Origin of the sequence: Pseudomonas sp. TH41 (assembly GCF_016650695.1) — a bacterium.
Taxonomy (GTDB): domain Bacteria; phylum Pseudomonadota; class Gammaproteobacteria; order Pseudomonadales; family Pseudomonadaceae; genus Aquipseudomonas.
The window spans coordinates 241,382-258,428 of the sequence record NZ_JAEKFH010000001.1 but is presented as its reverse complement, the minus strand read 5'-3'; the positions used below and the strand labels follow the sequence as shown (position 1 = coordinate 258,428).

Here is a 17,047-nt window from a genome sequence, read left to right as displayed (position 1 = left end):
AACAGCCAGCGTTCGGATCCACGACATCTGCACGCTGGCTGGCAATACCCCCTGCGTGACTTCGGTCACGCAGGGGCTTTTTTTGCCCGCTGTTTGTGGCCACTGCTGCGCATAGAACACCTCGCCACAGGTTGTGTTGGGGATTGCCAAGGAAGAGCACCAGCCCGATGAAAACCCTTTTGTGTCTATTGATCGCCACCGGCGTTGGCACGGCGTTGCAATACGCCGGTATCCCCCACGGGCTGCTGCTGGGCACGATATTCACCACCGCACTGATCGTCAGCAACATGCGTGTTTCTCTCACGCTGCGCTTCGGCCTTGGCTACGTGCAAATCGTCTTGGGAATCGCGACTGGCTTGATGTTCAAGTCGTGGGACAGCCAAACGGTGGCGGCCATGTTGCCCAGTCTGGGCGTGATGTTGCTGTGCCTGACAGTCCAGAGCGCGCTGGCCGGTTTCTGGTTGTTCAGCGTCTCGGGCTGGAACCGCAAGGATTCGCTGCTGGCCGTCTATCCCGGCGCACTGGCTGCCGTGTTCGATTTGCTCGAGTCCGAGCGTGCGTCCAGCAAAGTCATCGTCGTGCACCTGATCCGGCTGCTGTCGATCACCGTGCTGGTCAGCGTTTGCATTCCCGGGCAGAGCGACGCCGTGCTTGCCGATAACAGCCCGCTGGTCATGAGCACGGTGCTCACCCTGCTGTCACTGATCGCCTTGTGCATCTTGCTTGGCCGCGTGCTGTTGAACGTCGGCGTCCCGGCACCGTTCATGCTCACGGCGATCGTCCTCACCGGCGCCTCCATCAAGATGGGCTACCTTCAGGCCTTCCACATGCCGCTTTGGAGTGTCGACGCCGCTGTCGTTCTTCTGGGTGCACTGATTGGCTCGAAATTCAAAGATATCTCTCTGAAAGAGCTGGTTCGCCACGGGCGCGCCGGGCTGATTGCAGTCGCGCTGATGTTGCTGACTGCGGCAGCCTTTGCGGTGGTCGCCGGGCGAGTGTTGGGCAGCGATACCGTGTCGTTGTGGCTGGCGTATATGCCGGGCGCCATCGAGACCATCGCCATCGTCGCGTTCGGTGGCGGGCTGAACGTGGTGTTCATCCTGACTCATCATCTGGTGCGAATGGTCATGCTGCACTTCACACCCGCCTTGATTGTTCAGGCGCGGCGCGGGCAGGAAGAAGCCTGATCAGGCGATAACCCTGGAGGCGCGTGTTCGAGCGCCCCCCGGCTGACCGACATTTCGATTGAATACCCCCGTGATTGCCGCTCCGTGAGCCGTCCTGACGCCTTGCTTACGACGCAAGCGAGCGCCCCAAATACCCCGCCCTCTACGTTTTGTCGCCTTCGTGCGAGAAATTCATTTCGAACGCTTGCACTGCCGGTATTATGGTATACCATCATACGCACAGTCACCTTACGCCTTATACGGAGCAGCTCATGAGTTTCGAAATCCGCAAGATCGTCAGCTATGTCGAAGAAACCTTTATCGAAGGCGGCAAGGCCACCGACACGCCAGTCACCATGGTCGGCTTGGCCGTCGTCATGAAAAACCCATGGCTGGGACGCGGCTTCGTCGAAGACCTGAAACCGGAAATCCGCGCCAACTGTTCAGACCTCGGTGCACTGATGGTTGAACGTCTGGTCGGCATCATCGGCGGCGCCGAAAAGATCGAGGCTTACGGCAAAGCCGCTGTGGTCGGCGCCGACGGCGAGATCGAACACGCTTCGGCAGTCATCCATACCCTGCGCTTCGGCAACCATTACCGCGAAGCGGTCAAGGCCAAGAGCTACCTCAGCTTTACCAACAAGCGCGGCGGACCGGGCACCTCGATCCAGATTCCGATGATGCACAAAGACGACGAAGGTCTGCGTTCGCACTACATCACCCTGGAGATGCAGATCGAAGACGCACCGCGTGCCGACGAAATCGTTGTGGTACTGGGTTGCGCCGATGGCGGCCGCCTGCACCCACGCATCGGCAATCGTTACATCGATCTGGAAGAACTGGCGGCCGAAAAAGCCCAGTAATCAAGGTCGGTAACCAAAACAAAAAGGCATGCAGGAGCGCTCCATGATTCGGCTCACCGCTGAACGCACCCCGGCTGGCACCAGTTACCTGGCGACCGGCCAAGGCCAGCCCGTGGTATTGATCCACGGCGTGGGCCTGAACAAAGAAATGTGGGGCGGCCAGGTTGTTGGCCTGTCCACCAAATACCGTGTGATTGCCTACGACATGCTCGGTCATGGCGCCAGCCCGCGTCCGCAAAGCGGCACGCCGCTGCTCGGCTATGCCGATCAGTTGCTCGAGTTGCTCGATCACCTGCAATTGCCCAAGGCTTCGGTAATCGGTTTCTCCATGGGCGGGCTGGTTGCGCGGGCGTTTGCCTTGCATTACCCGGACCGCCTCCAGGGCCTGGTGGTGCTTAATAGCGTGTTCAATCGCAGCGCCGAACAGCGTGCCGGTGTCATCGCCCGAACGGCACAAGCTGCCGAGCACGGACCGGATGCCAACGCAGAAGCCGCACTGTCGCGCTGGTTCAGCCGCGAATACCAGGCGGCCAACCCGGCGCAGATTGCCGCGTTGCGCCAGACGTTGGCGGACAATGACCCGCAGGGTTATTTGACCACCTATGAACTGTTCGCGACCCAGGACATGTACCGTGCCGACGACCTGGCCAGTATCCAGGTGCCGACACTGGTCGCCACCGGTGAACTGGACCCCGGCTCGACGCCGGAAATGGCACGGCAATTGGCCGAACGCATTCCCGGCGCGACAGTTGCCGTGCTCGATGAGCAGCGGCATATGATGCCCGTAGAATCGCCGCGACTGGTCAACCAGCTATTGCTGGAATTTCTCGACACAGCGCACGCCCGACAAAACCAAATAAAGGGGATCGTTGCATGACACTCGCACGCTTCCAGATGTGCATCGGTGGTGAATGGGTCGATGCCCTCTCCGGTAAGACTTTTGAAAGCCTGAACCCGGCCCTGGCGCAAGCCTGGGCCGAGCTGCCCGACGCTGACGAAGCCGATGTGGAGCGCGCCGTACAGGCTGCGCAGACCGCCTTCGACAGCCCGGCCTGGCGCGGTTTGACCGCCACCGCTCGCGGCAAATTGCTGCGGCGCCTGGGCGATCTGATCGCTGAAAACAAGGAACAACTGGCGCAGCTGGAAAGCCGCGACAACGGCAAGCTGATCCGCGAAACCCGCGGCCAGGTCAGCTACCTGCCGGAGTTTTTCCACTACACCGCCGGTCTGGCGGACAAACTGGAAGGCGGTACCCTGCCACTCGACAAACCGGACCTGTTTGCCTACACGGTGCACGAAGCCATGGGTGTGGTCGCCGCGATCATTCCCTGGAACAGCCCGCTGTACCTGACCGCGATCAAACTCGCCCCGGCCCTGGCCGCAGGCAACACCATCGTGATCAAACCGTCCGAGCATGCCTCCGCCACCATTCTTGAGCTGGCTCGTCTGGCGCTGGAAGCGGGTATTCCGCCGGGCGTGGTCAACGTCGTCACTGGCTACGGCCCAAGCACCGGCGCGGCCCTCACCCGCCATCCGCTGGTGCGAAAAATCGCCTTCACCGGCGGCGCTGCCACGGCGCGGCATGTGGTGCGCAGCAGTGCCGATAACTTCGCCAAGCTGTCGCTGGAACTGGGCGGCAAATCGCCCAACATCATTTTTGCCGACGCCGACCTCGACAGCGCGATCAACGGTGCGATCGCCGGGATCTATGCGGCCTCCGGGCAGAGCTGCGTTTCCGGGTCGCGTCTGCTGGTTCAGGATGAAATCTACGACGAGTTCGTCGAGCGCCTGGTCGAGCGCGCCAAGCGCATTCGCATCGGCAACCCGCAGGAAGACAGCAGCGAGATGGGCCCGATGGCCACCGCGCAACAACTGGCGGTTGTCGAAGGCTTGGTCGCCGATGCCATTGCCGAAGGCGCGCGTCTGCGTCTGGGCGGCAAGCGTCCCGAGAATCTGGGTGATGGCTGGTTCTACGAGCCGACCTTGTTCGAATGCGACAGCAACTCGATGAAGATCATGCAGGAAGAAGTCTTTGGTCCGGTGGCCTCGGTCATTCGTTTCAAAGATGAAGCCGAAGCGCTGGCGATCGCCAACGACTCGCAGTTCGGCCTCGCTGCCGGCATCTGGACCCGTGACCTGGGACGCGCCCACCGCCTGGCCCGAGATGTGCGTTCGGGGATTATCTGGGTCAATACCTACCGTGCTGTGTCGGCCATGGCACCGATCGGCGGCTTCAAGAACAGCGGCTATGGACGCGAAAGCGGCATCGATTCGGTGCTGGCCTACACCGAGCTCAAAACGGTGTGGATCAACCTTTCCCAGGCACCGATGCCTGATCCTTTCGTGATGCGCTAAGAGACCACCGACATGATCGAACCCGGCATTTACAAAGACGTCATGAGCTCGTTTCCGTCCGGGGTCACGGTGGTCACCACCCTGGACCCGGACGGCGGCATCGTCGGCATCACCGCCAGCGCGTTCAGTGCGCTGTCGATTGACCCGGCACTGGTGCTGTTTTGCCCTAACTATGCCTCGGACACGTACCCGATCCTGCGCGACAGCAAGCAGTTTGCGATTCACTTGCTGTCCGCCGACCAGACCGCCGAAGCCTATGCCTTTGCCAGTAAAGGCAAGGACAAGGCCAAGGGCATCGAGTGGCACTTGAGCGCCTTGGGCAATCCGTTGCTGGCTAAAGCGACGGCGATCATCGAGTGCGAATTATGGCGCGAATACGACGGCGGTGATCACGCCATCATCGTCGGCGCGGTGAAGAACCTGATTCTGCCCGAGCAACCGGTGACGCCGATGATCTACCACAAAGGCAAGCTGGGCCCCCTGCCCGCCCTGGCCTGATATGCATTTCATGTAGGAGCGAGCTTGCTCGCGATGGTCGTGAACGATGACGCTGTCAACCTGACACTCCGTGGCGTTCTCGGTTTTTTCGCGAGCAAGCTCGCTCCTACAAGTACCGCCCCATTTTCTAGGAGCCGGCATGAGTCCAGCAGCCTTGCAACTGTTCCGTCAGCAGGCCTATATCGATGGCCAATGGCTGGATGCGCCGGATGGCGCCTATCAGGACATCTTCAACCCGGCCACCGGCGAGTTGATCGGCCGAGTGCCGAACCTTGGCGCCGAGCACGCTCGTCAGGCCATTACCGCCGCCAACAGCGCCTGGCCGGCCTGGCGTGCATTGACCGCCAAGGAACGCAGCAACATTCTCAAGCGCTGGCACGCGCTGATGCTTGAAAATGCTGATGCCCTGGCAGAAATACTGACGCTGGAACAGGGCAAGCCACTGGCCGAAGCCAAGGGTGAGATTCTCTACGCCGCGAGCTTCATCGAGTGGTTCGCCGAAGAAGCCAAACGCATCTACGGCGACACCATCCCGAGCCACAAAGGTGACGCGCGCATCGTCGTCAGCAAAGAACCGATCGGCGTCGTCGCCGCCATCACGCCGTGGAACTTCCCGGCAGCGATGATTACCCGCAAGGCTGGCCCGGCGTTGGCCGCTGGCTGCCCGTGTATCGTCAAGCCGGCGCCGGAAACACCGTTCTCTGCCTTGGCAATGGCTGCGCTGGCTGAACAGGCGGGTATTCCTCCGGGCATTTTCAATGTGATCACCGGTGACGCCGTGGCCATCGGCGCCGAGCTGACCGCCAGCCCTCTGGTACGCAAATTGTCCTTCACCGGTTCCACCGCCATCGGCAAGTTGTTGATGGCTCAGTGCGCGCCGACGCTGAAGAAGGTGTCGCTGGAGCTGGGCGGCAACGCGCCCTTTATCGTCTTCGACGACGCGAACCTGGAACGCGCCGTGGAAGGCGCGCTGATTGCCAAATTCCGCAACGCCGGACAGACCTGCGTCTGCGTCAATCGCTTCCTGGTGCAGGCCGGTATTCACGATGCGTTCGTCACGCGACTGGCAGAGCGTGTGGCGCAATTGAAAGTCGGCAGTGGCTTCGACAACGGCATCACTCAGGGCCCGCTGATCAACGAGCGCGCCGTGGCCAAGGTTGAAGACCATGTACAAGACGCCCTCGCCCACGGCGCACAATTGCTTTGCGGCGGTGAACGCCACGCCCTCGGCCACGGCTTCTTCCAGCCAACGGTGCTGGCCGGCGTCACGTCTTCGATGAAGGTTGCCCAGGAAGAAACCTTTGGCCCGCTGGCCGCCGTGTTCCGCTTCGAGTCTGAAGCCGAGGCGATCCAAATGGCCAACGACACCGAATTCGGCCTCGCCGCTTATTGCTACACCCGCGATCTGGGCCGCGCCTGGCGCATGAGCGAGGCGTTGGAATACGGCATGGTCGGGATCAACGAAGGGCTGATTTCCACCGAAGTCGCGCCATTTGGCGGCATTAAATCCTCGGGCCTTGGCCGAGAAGGGTCGAAGTACGGCATTGAAGATTACCTCGAGCTCAAATACACCCTGATGGGTGGGCTCGACGACTTCGGGAGCACGCAGCGATGAGCAACGAGAAGTATGAACAGGGACTGAAAATCCGCACTCAAGTGCTGGGTGAGGCCTACGTCAACCGCTCCATCGAGAACGCCGACGACTTCACCCGGCCGCTGCAGGAAATGGTCACCGAGTACTGCTGGGGCCACGTTTGGGGCCGTGAGGGTTTGTCGCTTAAAGAGCGCAGCATGATAAACTTGGCCATGATTTCGGCCCTCAATCGGCCTCACGAACTCAAGCTGCATGTACGCGGCGCCTTGCGTAACGGGCTGAGTCGTGAACAAATACGCGAAATTCTGCTTCAGGTCGGTATTTATTGCGGTGTCCCCGCTGCCGTTGACAGTTTCCGGCTAGCCCGTGAAGCGTTCGCTGAAGCCGATGCCGAGGCCTCCAGTTAATCCTTGGCTGTTTTGATTGAATGAGCACGGATGATCCACGGATCGAAGTGCTCTTTTTGCATGGACAGCCACATTCAGAGCGGACCCCATGAAACGCCTGCCACTCGACGACAGCTTCAAGGTCAATCGCAACCCCGTTACCCTGCGCGAAATCGTGCTGGATAAACTGCGAAGCGCCATCATGAACTTCCAGCTCATGCCGGGAGACCGCCTGGTCGAACGCGATTTGTGTGACCGCCTGGGCGTCAGCCGTACGTCCGTACGCGAAGCCTTGCGTCACCTGGAATCCGAAGGCCTGGTGGAATTCGCCGACGCCAAAGGGCCAAGCGTCGCCATCATTACCCTGGCCGATGCCGTCGATATCTACGAATTGCGTTGCGTGCTCGAGGGCTTGATCGTCCAGCTGTTTACCTTGCGTGCCAAGGCCAAGGACATCAAGGCCCTGGAAAAAGCCCTGGAGGAAAACCGCAAGGCCCTCAAGGAAGGCGAATTGCAACAGGTCATCGACTCGGTTCAGGGTTTCTACGATGTCCTGCTCGAAGGCTCCGGCAACCATGTGGCGGCCACTCAGCTGCGTCAGTTGCAGGCACGAATCAGCTACTTGCGGGCGACATCGGTGTCCCAGGAAAACCGTCGTGGCGCCAGTAATCAGGAAATGGAACGCATGGTCGAGGCGATCAAGAGTGGCGATCCGCTGGCCGCGCATCAAGCGTGCGTCGACCACGTCCGCGCCGCCGCCGCCGTCGCTCTGGATTACCTCAAGCGCAAACAGGAAGAGACCGGGAAAATCCCCGAAATCACCCTGCCCATCGCGCTTAAAGAACCGCGCATAGGCCGCTGAAGATGTTCAGCCCGAGCTTTTGTCCAAAGTGCGGCGGCAATGACCTCAAGTCTCAGCTTCCGCCGGGCGATACGCACGAGCGCCTGATGTGCCGCGGCTGCGGCTACATCCATTACGTCAATCCGAAGATCATTGCCGGCTGCATCATCGAGCAGGACGGCAAGTACCTGCTGTGTCAGCGCGCCATCCCACCGCGTCCTGGTACCTGGACGCTACCGGCAGGTTTCATGGAGGGTGGCGAGACCACCGAGCAAGCGGCATTGCGGGAAGTCTGGGAAGAGAGCGGCGTACGCGCGGAAATTCTCTCGCCCTACTCGATCTTCAGCGTGCCGAAGATCAGCGAGGTGTACATCATCTTCCGCGCCATCGCGCTGGAGATCACCGGCCAGTACGGGCCGGAAACCCTTGACTACAAATTCTTCGCGCCCGAGGACATCCCTTGGGACAGCATCTACTATCCGGCGATCCGGCAGATCCTCGAACGCTATATCGAGGAACGCCAGGCCGGGGTTTATGGCATCTACATCGGCAACGACGATACCGGCAAGATCCACTTTATCCGCTAGTGCCTCCCCCACCCCTGTAGGAGCGAGCTTGCTCGCGATGGACGTGAGAGCAACGCGTTTATTCAGAAAGAACGCGTTATCGTTAACGTCCTTCGCGAGCAAGCTCGCTCCTACAGGACAGGGGTGGTGTTGTCAGGTTGGGTAATTCGCCCGCAGCGCTTCGAGGCCACCCTGGTAGATCCCGGTAAACAGCGCCACGACCTCTTCGTCACTCACACCGACAGGCGCAAACCGCCCTGACCACGTCACCCGAGCCCCCTGCCCTTGCGTTTCAACCCGCAGAGTCGCCAGGTAATCGGTGACCGGAAACGGCGCCTGCACAATCGAATAGCTGTACGTCTGCGCGGCGTTATCAAACGACTCAAGCCGCTCAACCACCACCGCGCCATCCACCGTTTGCAACGTGCGCACACGCCCGCCTTCACTGGCCTCGCTGTTCGTGATCATCGGCAGCCAGTCCGGCAGTGAGTTGAAGCCGCCGATCAATTGCCAGACCTTGTCAGCCGAAGCCGGGATATCGATAAATGCTGATGCCGTTGCCATGTCATGTTCTCTCTTAATCAACGAAGTCGGATCGCCAGGCTATCAACCCGCAAAGCCGCGCCCATGCTAGCCGATGACAGCGGCGCGCTGGGACGGGTGGCGTCGGAATGGGGTATCACCATGATCCAGAAAGCCTTGAGCCGCAATGCCCCGTGGCGAGGGGGTTTACCCCCGTTGGGTCGCGCAGCGACCCCAAAACCTGCAACTGCAGTCATTCAGGTAAACCGTGTACACAGGATTTACGACTGCTGCGCGGCCGAGCAGGACGGTGCGGCGTTCCGACGAGCTCCCTCGCCACAGGCGATCGGTAATCCATAGGTTTTTGTACTTGACTGGTACAAGGCAAAACTAGCAGTTCTGCTAGTACCCAACCTGGGCATCACAGCAGATACTCAAGCTCCCAGACCTTGAGAACTTAGAGTGCACCAATGTCGCCCATACTGCCAACTTTGCTCTGCCACTATCGCTACGATCCACTGGATCGCCTGATCAATCACACTCAGTCGGAGATGCCCACGCATCAGCGCTTTTACTGCAAAAGCCGCTTGGCTACCGAGATACAGGGAGCGATGCAGCATTCGATCTTTCAGTACGGCGACCAATTGTTGGCGCAACAACAGCGTCAGGGCGATGGGGGCGACAGCACGCTGCTGGCCACCAATCAGCAACGCTCGGTGATGCAGGCTCTTAAGGCAAATAATGAGAGACGTGCCATTGCCTATTCGCCCTATGGCCATCGCCCCAATGAAAGTGGGTTTCTCAGCCTGGTGAGCTTCAATGGCGAACGGCGAGATCCGGTGACAGGGCACTACCTGTTGGGACATGGGTATAGAGCATTTAATCCGGTATTGATGCGATTTAACAGTCCGGATAGCTGGAGTCCATTTGGAAGGGGCGGACTAAATCCATATGTATATTGTGCAGGCGACCCAGTTAATAAAATCGATCCTAGCGGACACGCCAAAGTCGGCCTCTTCGGCGTAGTTATGGTCAAAGTACACATAAGAAAATGGAGATTGAATGGGATTCTGGACAGACTTAGTTACCCCCCCCACCAAAATTTAACACCAGAAAAAGCACTAGCACTTGCAGAACGCCGGCAAGACGTGATGAATGGGTTCAAAGCCTTAGTATCGCACCAAGCGGCGGTATTTAAATTTGATTATGATAATCGTCTCTCACCAAACTTAAAAAACATCGCAGCAGGCTCTGTCTCCAGACATGAACTGCCCTTGGACAACTTGCCCGTAGCGTTGCAGAACTTTGCAAAAACTCCTCACAGACCAACCAATTCCGCAAAGTTACTAGAAACGCTAATGGAGAGTACGTCCAGAAATGGAAAATATTCTTTCCTCTATGAACTCGCGATGTCGGAGCCTATCATAGATCGCAATGGAGTAGAAATCCCATCAAATATAAAAAAAGGGTACTTCGAAAGAATAGATCACACCGTATCAGCTGCACGTCAAATTCTTTATGACGAAAACGTACGAATCGGCCAAGAAATAAGAGGCATCAACGAATTCGATTAAAGTTACTCAAGTCCAAACAAACAACCGTACAGCCGAATGGGGGAAACTCGCCCAAAGTATGGCTTGAGCTTTATTCAAGGCGCAGCGGGGTAAAACTGCTTTGTCGGTGATTTGTCGGCTACGCCGCGTGGACTGAACCTGCTGGTGATTTTCGAAACCCTGATGTTCGAACAGAACCGGACCCGGGCTGGGGAGAAGCTGTTCCTCGGCCAGCCCGCCGTCAGTGCCTCACTGGCCAAGTTGCGCAATCTGTTTGACGACCGATTACGCCCGCCTCCGGGGAGATTTCCGTCGGAATCAGCTGCACCAACTGAGGCACCGCCAACACTAGTCGCCGGCGTCAACGATAACGACTCGGCAGAACGTTGGTTGCGCTCGCGAATGTCCCGACACAGGTCGGCGCCACTGCCGGTGTATTGCGCGAGTTGAAACCGGAATCGGTCTCGCGCAGGAAGATCGGCAGGTCGGTCGTCGGCGGCATGGCCGGAATGTCGAAATACATCTGGATCACCCAGCCACGGTGATAACTGGCGTGGTTGACCACGTGCAGCAGCATCGCGCCGGCGCTCATGGTGCCGCTTTCTCCCGAGACAAACCTGAACTCGACGGGTTGATCCAGCGAGGCCTCGGTCTGCCGCGCGCTCCAGTCGCAATACCAGTGGTCGATGTCCCTTTGCGCTCGGCGCAGGTCCGGGAGTTCGGCGTGGAGCAGATCATGGGAGGTTTTGAAGCCGTGCCCTCGGCCTTCGAGGTGGGCCTGCCAGATGCAGTCCACCACATAGATGTGGTTCAGGGTGCCGATCATGTTCTTGAACACCGATACCCGCTCTTTTTTGACTTCGCCCGGCGGCAGCGCGGCCAGGCTGTCATAGAGGCGCTGATCGGCCCATTGTTTGTAATCGGCAAGCATACGGGCAGTACGTACGTTGATCATCTTCGGTCTCCCATTGTGATGGGCGCACTGCCAAGCATAGCCCCCCCGGCAAGCAACATCGCAGATGCTGATCATCGGTGTCAGGCATCGGGATTTCCGGCTTTGGACTTATAACGCATCAACAGGGAACTCCTGTCGACCGCCATGCATCCTAAATTATGAAAGACCTTCTTTTTTGCTTCACGCTTTCAGAGGACACCAACATGCGCCGTCTGATTATCATCTCTTCCCTGATGCTGTGTTTACCCTTTGGCTCGGCTATGGCCAAAGTGGATGCGGGCGATGTCGCCACGTCAGCCGGGGTTTCTGCGTCCCTGTACTCGACCTTCAAGAACCACAAACTGGTGATTCCCGCCCGGGATGACGCGTCCAGCTTCGTGGCCAGTGGCGGTGCGATTCGCGGGGTGTATCTGGAGTCGGTTTTAAAACGGATTCGTCAGGAAAATCCTGGCCTCAACGCCAGCGACGAGGACCTGGCCAGAGCTATCCTCGTTCAGGAATCCAATGACGGTCAATAAAAGCAGCGGTGGGGTTCGCGAACACTGGATCGACTTTGCGGCCCTACTTTGCTTCAGCGCTCGCCGATGAGCGCGCCCATCCGGCCACCAACGACGCATTGATGCTGACTCCGCCGCACACCACGATCACCACGTCGTGGGCGTCGGCGATTGCGGGGTGATCCAGGTAGCCGATCGCCAATGAAACGCCACACGCGGGCTCGACCAACTGACGCAAGTCGTTGGCATAACGAACCACGCCCATGATCGCCTGCTCATCACTGAGCACCACGCATTCATGGGGAAAATCGACGATGTGCTGCACCGGCCACGCCGCCACCAGAGTCGCGCCGAGCGACCTTGCGACCGTATCGATCCGGGGGAATATCACCGGATGTCCGGCGCTCACTGCGGCGGCGAATGACGCCGACCCTTGAGTTTCACACGCGACGATCCGGCAATCCATGCGATGGTGGCGGATCAATCCGGTGAGTATCCCTGCCAGCAAACCTCCACCGCCTACCGACATCACGACCGCATCGACTTGAGGACAGTCTTCGAGGATTTCATCGACCATCGTGCTGTGCCCTTCCCACAACACCGGATGATCGAAGGCTGGCACGTATTCGGTGTCCGTGCCCTGCGCAAGCTCCTTGGCCCGTTGATTGGCTTCGTCCCAAACCTTGCCATGGACAATCACCTCGGCACCGGTTTTCCTGATCCGTGCGCGGGTCGCTTCCGGCGTGGTGTGTGGCACCACAATGCAGGCTTTCAATCCCAGGCTGGCGGCAGCCACCGCGGTGGCAAAACCGGCGTTGCCGCCGGAAGGACAGATCACCCGGCGTTTACCCTGCTCCGCGGCCTGGCTGCACAAAAGCCCGATGCCGCGAAGTTTGAACGAACCGCTGGGTTGCAGGTTTTCCAGCTTGAGCCAGATTCGCCGGGATGGAGTCGACAGGTCTGGATGGAGAATCAAGGGCGTTCTGATGTGAAGCATGGTCGGCTCCCTTTGGCTAACCGCCGACTCGTCGAAGGTTCAACGAGTCGGTGGTGAACGGTCCTTATCCCAGTTTAGTTCACCCTGCCCCCGGCTCATCGTCTCAGCGATAGCGCGGCGCTGCCGTGGAGTGAAAGAACAAACCCGAAAGCGTCTGACGTTGGGCTTCGTAGCGGTCCCACTCCTGACCTTCGTGCAGGCTTGGAAGGGTCACCACTTCACCGTTTGCCAGACCCACCAGAGCGGCATCGACCAGGTCTTCCGCGGACATCACGATCTCTTGCGGCAGGTTTTCCACCGGGTTGCCGGCTTCGGTCCAGAAGTCGGTGGCAGTGGCGCCTGGCAACACGGCCTGAATGCGCAGGCCTTGACTGGCCAACTCATGGTGCATTGATTGGCTCAAGCTCAAGACAAACGCCTTGGTCGCGCCATACACACCGTTGAGAATTTCCGGCGCGACAGCAACGATCGAGGAAATATTGATCACCGTGCCGGTGCCGCGAGCGACAAAGCCAGGCACCACCGCATAGGCCAGACGCATCAGCGCGGTGACATTGAGGGTCACCATCTCCTCCATCTCATCCACCGGGCTGGCGACCAGCGGCATGACAGCGCCGACCCCGGCATTGTTGACCAACAGGGTGATGCTCGCATCGTGGCGCAGAATGTCTTCGACCCGCAGCAGGTCAACTTTGTTTTTCAAATCGGCGGCGACCACTTCCACCGTTCGGCCGGTTTCGTTGCTCAAGTGGTTGGCCAGGGCGTTCAGCTTTTGCTGGTTACGGGCCACCAGAATCAGGTTGTAACCCTGCCGGGCGAGGCGGTCGGCATACAGCGCGCCGATGCCGGAAGACGCGCCAGTAATCAATGCGGTGCCTTTGGATGAAAGTGTCATGTCTATTTCCTTCACAGTGAGGCGATAGGTTCGCCGGGTGTGAGCAGTTATAAATCGACTTACGCTCGTCTCAAATGACGTTTAAGATACGTTTTTAGGACATGACCTTTTGAGGACATATCGATGACTTCCGTGGCGTTCTTGGTGTTTGAAGGTTTCCAGTCCATGGCGCTGGCCGCCATGCCGGTGTTTGAGTACGCCAACTTCAGCGCTGGTGAAGCGCTCTATGACGTCAGCGTGCTGTCCGAGGACGGCCGCACGTTGCGCGCTTCCGGTGGCTTGAGCATCGGAACCGAGGCATTCGATGAGCGCGTGTTCGACACGTTGATCGTGGTCGGCGGCGACTGCATCATCGAACAGGCGCCCGAGGGTGTGCTGACGTACCTGCGGGACAACGTGAAAGCCGCCCGTCGTACGGCGTCGATTTGCTCCGGGGCGTTCGTCCTGGCCCAGGCCGGATTGCTCGAGGGACGGCGGGCAACCACGCATTGGGCTTACGCTCGGGAACTGCAAGCGCGATTCCCGACGATCAAGGTCGAAGAAGACCGGATCTATGTGGTCGACGGTTCGATCTGGACCTCCGCCGGGATGACCGCTGGCATTGACCTGGCGTTGGCCATGGTCGAAAAGGATCACGGTGCCGAACTGGCCCGTGCCGTGGCGCAGAAACTGGTGATGTACCAGCGCCGCGCGGGCGGTCAGTCGCAGCACTCGGCGCTGCTGGAACTGGAACCGAAATCCGACCGTATTCAGACCGTCCTCGGCTATGCCCGGGAACACCTCGCGCAGGCGCTGTCCGTGGAGCAACTGGCGGACGTGGCGCGCCTGAGCCCTCGGCAATTCAGCCGGGCGTTTCGCGCAGAAACCGGTCAGTCGCCGGCTAAAGCCATCGAAAACCTGCGCCTGGAAGCGGCACGGCAGATGCTGGAGCGCGGACGACTGACCCTCGATCAGATCGCGGTTGAGGCCGGCTTCAACGACAGCCGCCGCATGCGCGAAGCGTTCCTTCGGGCGTTCGGGCAACCGCCGCAAGTCATCCGACGTAATGCCAGAACCCTGTAGGAGCGAGCTTGCTCGCGATGAATTCGAAGGCGGCGCATTTTTCCAGGCAATACGCGTCATCGTTTACGACCATCGCGAGCAAGCTCGCTCCTACACTGAATGATGTATTCCTGATATGGAGATGCAGATGAAAATCTCGGCCAAACTGGCGTTTTTCGCCGTCGTATCCACCCTCGCCTACCTGGCGCTTGCCGTTTGGGGGCTGGGTGGGTTGGCGGCTTTCTGTTCCCATTCAGCACTGGTGGTCGTTGCACTGGCGACCCTGGTGATGGCGATTGTTTCGTTGTTTAGCGAAGTTAACCTCAGCTCCGGTGAACAAGAGGACCGGGCCAATCGCTGGGTGCTGCCGGCCTTTGGGGTGATCGGGTTATTGAGCGGGTACCTGCCGGCCTACACGGACCGGGTCGACTTCTGGACGTTCGGTGGCGAAGGCGTGCGGTGGCTCGGGGCGCTGTTGTTCATCGTCGGCGGCGCGCTGCGGTTGTGGCCGGTGTTTGTGCTGGGCAACCGCTTCAGCGGCCTGGTAGCGATACAACCGGGACACCGTCTGGTGACTGACGGGATTTACCGAAACCTGCGCAACCCCAGCTATTTGGGGATGTTGGTCATTGCGCTGGGCTGGGCGCTGGCGTTTCGTTCAGGGGTGGGTGTGTTGTTGGCGGTGTTGACACTGATTCCGCTGATTGCTCGTATCCACTCCGAAGAAGCGCTGCTGAGGGCGCGATTTGGTGGTGAATACGAGGCATATTGCAGCCGCAGTTGGCGGTTGATTCCCGGCCTGTACTGAAGCCAACACACTTCCAATGTGGGAGCGGGCTTGCTCGCGAAGGCAGTGTGTCAGTCACCGTTGATCTTGAATGTACCGGCCTCTTCGCGAGCAAGCCCGCTCCCACAGGGGACAGTGTTGATTACGAAGAATGCAGCCATATCCGGCCATCGCCATCGACTCGGCAGGCGACCGAGTCATAGCTGGCCAGCGTCGCATGGGAAGTCTCGATCGGATGATCATGGGTCGAGGTGATGATCAACAGGTCAGCCCCCGCTGCTTCGGCGGCGAGTATGCCCACCGTCGCGTCTTCAAAAATCAGGCATTCGGTCACTTCAACGCCCAGCCGTCGAGCAGCCAGTCGGTAGCCTGCTGGATCGGGCTTGCCGGCGCTGACGTCTTCAGCGGTTACCATCACTTCAGGTGCCGGGATCCCCGCCGCCGCCATCCGACGCAAGGCCAGCGCTTTCGGCGCGGAAGTGACGATGGCCCATTGATTGGCCGGCAACGACATCAGGAAATTCGCGGCGCCTGCCACCTCGACAATCCCTTCCACGTCCTCGATTTCTGCCTCGGTTATCCACGCGGCTTCAACCTCTGCATCCACCCCCGGCAACGCTTGGCGGTTGACAGTGTCGATGGCGCGAGCGCCGTGGATAGTCGGCAGGAACGCCTCGACATCGATGCCGTGGCGCAAGGCCCACGTGGTCCAGATCCGCTCGGCGGCGGCGATGGAGTTGAGGACGGTGCCATCCATATCGAACAGAAAGGCGCGGTACGGGGTATTGAAGACGGATTCTTGAGCAGACAAAGACAGCTTCCTTTCGCAAGGCCTGGCGGATATATCGAGGAATGTACACGATCCGTGTAGGAGCGAGCTTGCTCGCGAAGGACTTGAGAGCAACGCGTTTGTTCAGGAAGAACGCGTTATCGTTAACGTCCTTCGCGAGCAAGCTCGCTCCTACAAGGTACGGTTCGACAGGAATGCGCTTTGCACGCAATCGAGCAACTGCCCAAGTGCCCAGGGTTTCTTGATGAATGAAACGGAATGCCTGACCCCGGCGCTTTCCGGCGTTTCGTACCCGGACATGATCATGATCGGCTTGTCTGGCCAGCGGTCGCCGAACTGATTGGCCAGGTCCGCGCCATTGAGCTTGCCTGGCATGGTGATGTCGGTCAGCAACAAACTCACATCCTGCGCATGTTGTTGCAGATAAATCGATGCGGCGTCCGCACTGATCTGCGGTTCCACCACAAAACCCTCTTCCTGAAGAATTTCGCACAGAAACTCCAGGATCAGCGGGTCGTCTTCAACCACTAGAATCAACCTGCCAGGAACGCCCACCGTCGATACTGGACTCATGACCGTGTTACTCCCTGATTGCATCGCTGTTTTTGGCGGCTTTATCCCGCTACCTATCAGTTATGAGCAGCGGACTTCGCGGAAATTCATTTTTGATACAGCCGGACGCCAAAATCAGGCCTTCAGCGCAATCAGATTGCCACCAGCTCAACAACACTTGCGCGCGGC

The 17,047-nt window shown here is 59.3% G+C and carries 19 protein-coding genes and 1 pseudogene; 14 read left to right on the top strand and 6 right to left on the bottom strand.

Annotation, left to right across the window (positions count from 1 at the left end; all coding sequences use genetic code 11):
* Nucleotides 1-167 precede the first annotated feature (167 nt).
* From JFU37_RS01200 to JFU37_RS01160, 9 genes are all read left to right on the top strand, one after another.
* On the top strand, nucleotides 168-1,187 hold the full coding sequence (locus tag JFU37_RS01200; protein WP_201112045.1) for an AbrB family transcriptional regulator: 1,020 nt from the start codon (nucleotides 168-170) through the stop codon (nucleotides 1,185-1,187).
* A 251-nt stretch (nucleotides 1,188-1,438) separates the two neighbouring features.
* Nucleotides 1,439-2,029: an amino acid synthesis family protein gene (locus tag JFU37_RS01195; protein WP_201112043.1), complete on the top strand. Its 591-nt coding sequence runs from the start codon at nucleotides 1,439-1,441 to the stop codon at nucleotides 2,027-2,029.
* 43 nt (nucleotides 2,030-2,072) lie between these two features.
* Nucleotides 2,073-2,906: an alpha/beta fold hydrolase gene (locus JFU37_RS01190; protein WP_201112041.1), complete on the top strand. Its 834-nt coding sequence runs from the start codon at nucleotides 2,073-2,075 to the stop codon at nucleotides 2,904-2,906.
* Nucleotides 2,903-4,384 (top strand): aldehyde dehydrogenase, encoded by a 1,482-nt coding sequence (locus JFU37_RS01185; RefSeq protein ID WP_201112039.1) that lies wholly within the window; start codon nucleotides 2,903-2,905, stop codon nucleotides 4,382-4,384. The genes JFU37_RS01190 and JFU37_RS01185 overlap by 4 nt, the downstream gene beginning before the upstream one ends.
* Nucleotides 4,385-4,396: 12 nt before the next feature.
* The gene (locus JFU37_RS01180; RefSeq protein WP_201112037.1) at nucleotides 4,397-4,882 is read left to right on the top strand and encodes a flavin reductase family protein; all 486 of its coding nucleotides are present in this window, start codon (nucleotides 4,397-4,399) and stop codon (nucleotides 4,880-4,882) included.
* Between the two features lie 139 nt (nucleotides 4,883-5,021).
* Nucleotides 5,022-6,497, top strand: a complete 1,476-nt coding sequence (locus JFU37_RS01175; RefSeq protein WP_201112035.1) for an NAD-dependent succinate-semialdehyde dehydrogenase — start codon at nucleotides 5,022-5,024, stop codon at nucleotides 6,495-6,497.
* On the top strand, nucleotides 6,494-6,883 hold the full coding sequence (gene pcaC, locus JFU37_RS01170; RefSeq protein WP_096510322.1) for a 4-carboxymuconolactone decarboxylase: 390 nt from the start codon (nucleotides 6,494-6,496) through the stop codon (nucleotides 6,881-6,883). The genes JFU37_RS01175 and pcaC overlap by 4 nt, the downstream gene beginning before the upstream one ends.
* Nucleotides 6,884-6,971: 88 nt before the next feature.
* Entirely contained in the window at nucleotides 6,972-7,724 is a 753-nt protein-coding gene (locus JFU37_RS01165) for a GntR family transcriptional regulator (protein ID WP_201112033.1), read from the top strand.
* Nucleotides 7,725-7,726: 2 nt separating this feature from the next.
* The gene (locus JFU37_RS01160) at nucleotides 7,727-8,290 is read left to right on the top strand and encodes an NUDIX hydrolase (protein ID WP_090185190.1); all 564 of its coding nucleotides are present in this window, start codon (nucleotides 7,727-7,729) and stop codon (nucleotides 8,288-8,290) included.
* A 132-nt stretch (nucleotides 8,291-8,422) separates the two neighbouring features.
* Here JFU37_RS01160 and JFU37_RS01155 read toward each other — a convergent pair whose 3' ends face one another.
* A complete protein-coding gene (locus tag JFU37_RS01155; RefSeq protein ID WP_201112031.1) occupies nucleotides 8,423-8,833 on the bottom strand; it encodes an SRPBCC family protein in 411 nt (136 codons plus the stop codon).
* 428 nt (nucleotides 8,834-9,261) lie between these two features.
* On the opposite strand from JFU37_RS01155, the gene JFU37_RS01150 reads away from it, so the two are divergent.
* Together JFU37_RS01150 and JFU37_RS01145 are read left to right on the top strand one after the other, a co-directional pair.
* A complete protein-coding gene (locus JFU37_RS01150) occupies nucleotides 9,262-10,365 on the top strand; it encodes an RHS repeat-associated core domain-containing protein (RefSeq protein ID WP_201112029.1) in 1,104 nt (367 codons plus the stop codon).
* A 111-nt stretch (nucleotides 10,366-10,476) separates the two neighbouring features.
* Nucleotides 10,477-10,650: pseudogene (locus tag JFU37_RS01145) on the top strand (LysR family transcriptional regulator); the annotation flags it as partial.
* A gap of 55 nt (nucleotides 10,651-10,705) precedes the next feature.
* On the opposite strand, the gene JFU37_RS01140 reads toward JFU37_RS01145, so the two are convergent.
* Entirely contained in the window at nucleotides 10,706-11,299 is a 594-nt protein-coding gene (locus JFU37_RS01140) for a DinB family protein (RefSeq protein ID WP_201112027.1), read from the bottom strand.
* Between the two features lie 203 nt (nucleotides 11,300-11,502).
* Between JFU37_RS01140 and JFU37_RS01135 the strand changes: the two genes are divergently transcribed.
* Complete coding sequence (locus JFU37_RS01135; RefSeq protein WP_201112025.1) at nucleotides 11,503-11,817, top strand: DUF2388 domain-containing protein; 315 nt, start codon at nucleotides 11,503-11,505, stop codon at nucleotides 11,815-11,817.
* 43 nt (nucleotides 11,818-11,860) lie between these two features.
* Here the strand turns inward: JFU37_RS01135 and JFU37_RS01130 are convergent, their stop codons facing one another.
* Together JFU37_RS01130 and JFU37_RS01125 are read right to left on the bottom strand one after the other, a co-directional pair.
* Nucleotides 11,861-12,793 (bottom strand): pyridoxal-phosphate dependent enzyme, encoded by a 933-nt coding sequence (locus tag JFU37_RS01130; RefSeq protein WP_201112023.1) that lies wholly within the window; start codon nucleotides 12,791-12,793, stop codon nucleotides 11,861-11,863.
* A 103-nt stretch (nucleotides 12,794-12,896) separates the two neighbouring features.
* Nucleotides 12,897-13,688, bottom strand: coding sequence for an SDR family NAD(P)-dependent oxidoreductase (locus tag JFU37_RS01125; RefSeq protein WP_201112021.1), 792 nt, complete (start codon nucleotides 13,686-13,688; stop codon nucleotides 12,897-12,899).
* Nucleotides 13,689-13,811: 123 nt separating this feature from the next.
* Between JFU37_RS01125 and JFU37_RS01120 the strand changes: the two genes are divergently transcribed.
* Both JFU37_RS01120 and JFU37_RS01115 read left to right on the top strand, forming a co-directional pair.
* Nucleotides 13,812-14,750, top strand: a complete 939-nt coding sequence (locus JFU37_RS01120) for a GlxA family transcriptional regulator (RefSeq protein ID WP_201112019.1) — start codon at nucleotides 13,812-13,814, stop codon at nucleotides 14,748-14,750.
* A gap of 127 nt (nucleotides 14,751-14,877) precedes the next feature.
* Nucleotides 14,878-15,537 (top strand): methyltransferase family protein, encoded by a 660-nt coding sequence (locus JFU37_RS01115; RefSeq protein ID WP_201112017.1) that lies wholly within the window; start codon nucleotides 14,878-14,880, stop codon nucleotides 15,535-15,537.
* A gap of 121 nt (nucleotides 15,538-15,658) precedes the next feature.
* Here the strand turns inward: JFU37_RS01115 and JFU37_RS01110 are convergent, their stop codons facing one another.
* Both JFU37_RS01110 and JFU37_RS01105 read right to left on the bottom strand, forming a co-directional pair.
* Nucleotides 15,659-16,327, bottom strand: coding sequence for an HAD-IA family hydrolase (locus JFU37_RS01110; RefSeq protein ID WP_201112015.1), 669 nt, complete (start codon nucleotides 16,325-16,327; stop codon nucleotides 15,659-15,661).
* Nucleotides 16,328-16,477: 150 nt separating this feature from the next.
* Nucleotides 16,478-16,879, bottom strand: coding sequence for a response regulator (locus JFU37_RS01105; RefSeq protein WP_201112013.1), 402 nt, complete (start codon nucleotides 16,877-16,879; stop codon nucleotides 16,478-16,480).
* Nucleotides 16,880-17,047 lie beyond the last annotated feature (168 nt).

What these genes read in the sequence shown, in the direction of transcription:
- JFU37_RS01200 (WP_201112045.1), top strand. Translation starts at nt 168, where the DNA reads ATGAAAACCCTTTTGTGTCTATTGATCGCCACCGGCGTTGGCACGGCG.
- JFU37_RS01195 (WP_201112043.1), top strand. Translation starts at nt 1,439, where the DNA reads ATGAGTTTCGAAATCCGCAAGATCGTCAGCTATGTCGAAGAAACCTTT.
- JFU37_RS01190 (WP_201112041.1), top strand. Translation starts at nt 2,073, where the DNA reads ATGATTCGGCTCACCGCTGAACGCACCCCGGCTGGCACCAGTTACCTG.
- JFU37_RS01185 (WP_201112039.1), top strand. Translation starts at nt 2,903, where the DNA reads ATGACACTCGCACGCTTCCAGATGTGCATCGGTGGTGAATGGGTCGAT.
- JFU37_RS01180 (WP_201112037.1), top strand. Translation starts at nt 4,397, where the DNA reads ATGATCGAACCCGGCATTTACAAAGACGTCATGAGCTCGTTTCCGTCC.
- JFU37_RS01175 (WP_201112035.1), top strand. Translation starts at nt 5,022, where the DNA reads ATGAGTCCAGCAGCCTTGCAACTGTTCCGTCAGCAGGCCTATATCGAT.
- pcaC (WP_096510322.1), top strand. Translation starts at nt 6,494, where the DNA reads ATGAGCAACGAGAAGTATGAACAGGGACTGAAAATCCGCACTCAAGTG.
- JFU37_RS01165 (WP_201112033.1), top strand. Translation starts at nt 6,972, where the DNA reads ATGAAACGCCTGCCACTCGACGACAGCTTCAAGGTCAATCGCAACCCC.
- JFU37_RS01160 (WP_090185190.1), top strand. Translation starts at nt 7,727, where the DNA reads ATGTTCAGCCCGAGCTTTTGTCCAAAGTGCGGCGGCAATGACCTCAAG.
- JFU37_RS01155 (WP_201112031.1), bottom strand. Translation starts at nt 8,833, where the DNA reads ATGGCAACGGCATCAGCATTTATCGATATCCCGGCTTCGGCTGACAAG.
- JFU37_RS01150 (WP_201112029.1), top strand. Translation starts at nt 9,262, where the DNA reads ATGTCGCCCATACTGCCAACTTTGCTCTGCCACTATCGCTACGATCCA.
- JFU37_RS01140 (WP_201112027.1), bottom strand. Translation starts at nt 11,299, where the DNA reads ATGATCAACGTACGTACTGCCCGTATGCTTGCCGATTACAAACAATGG.
- JFU37_RS01135 (WP_201112025.1), top strand. Translation starts at nt 11,503, where the DNA reads ATGCGCCGTCTGATTATCATCTCTTCCCTGATGCTGTGTTTACCCTTT.
- JFU37_RS01130 (WP_201112023.1), bottom strand. Translation starts at nt 12,793, where the DNA reads ATGCTTCACATCAGAACGCCCTTGATTCTCCATCCAGACCTGTCGACT.
- JFU37_RS01125 (WP_201112021.1), bottom strand. Translation starts at nt 13,688, where the DNA reads ATGACACTTTCATCCAAAGGCACCGCATTGATTACTGGCGCGTCTTCC.
- JFU37_RS01120 (WP_201112019.1), top strand. Translation starts at nt 13,812, where the DNA reads ATGACTTCCGTGGCGTTCTTGGTGTTTGAAGGTTTCCAGTCCATGGCG.
- JFU37_RS01115 (WP_201112017.1), top strand. Translation starts at nt 14,878, where the DNA reads ATGAAAATCTCGGCCAAACTGGCGTTTTTCGCCGTCGTATCCACCCTC.
- JFU37_RS01105 (WP_201112013.1), bottom strand. Translation starts at nt 16,879, where the DNA reads ATGAGTCCAGTATCGACGGTGGGCGTTCCTGGCAGGTTGATTCTAGTG.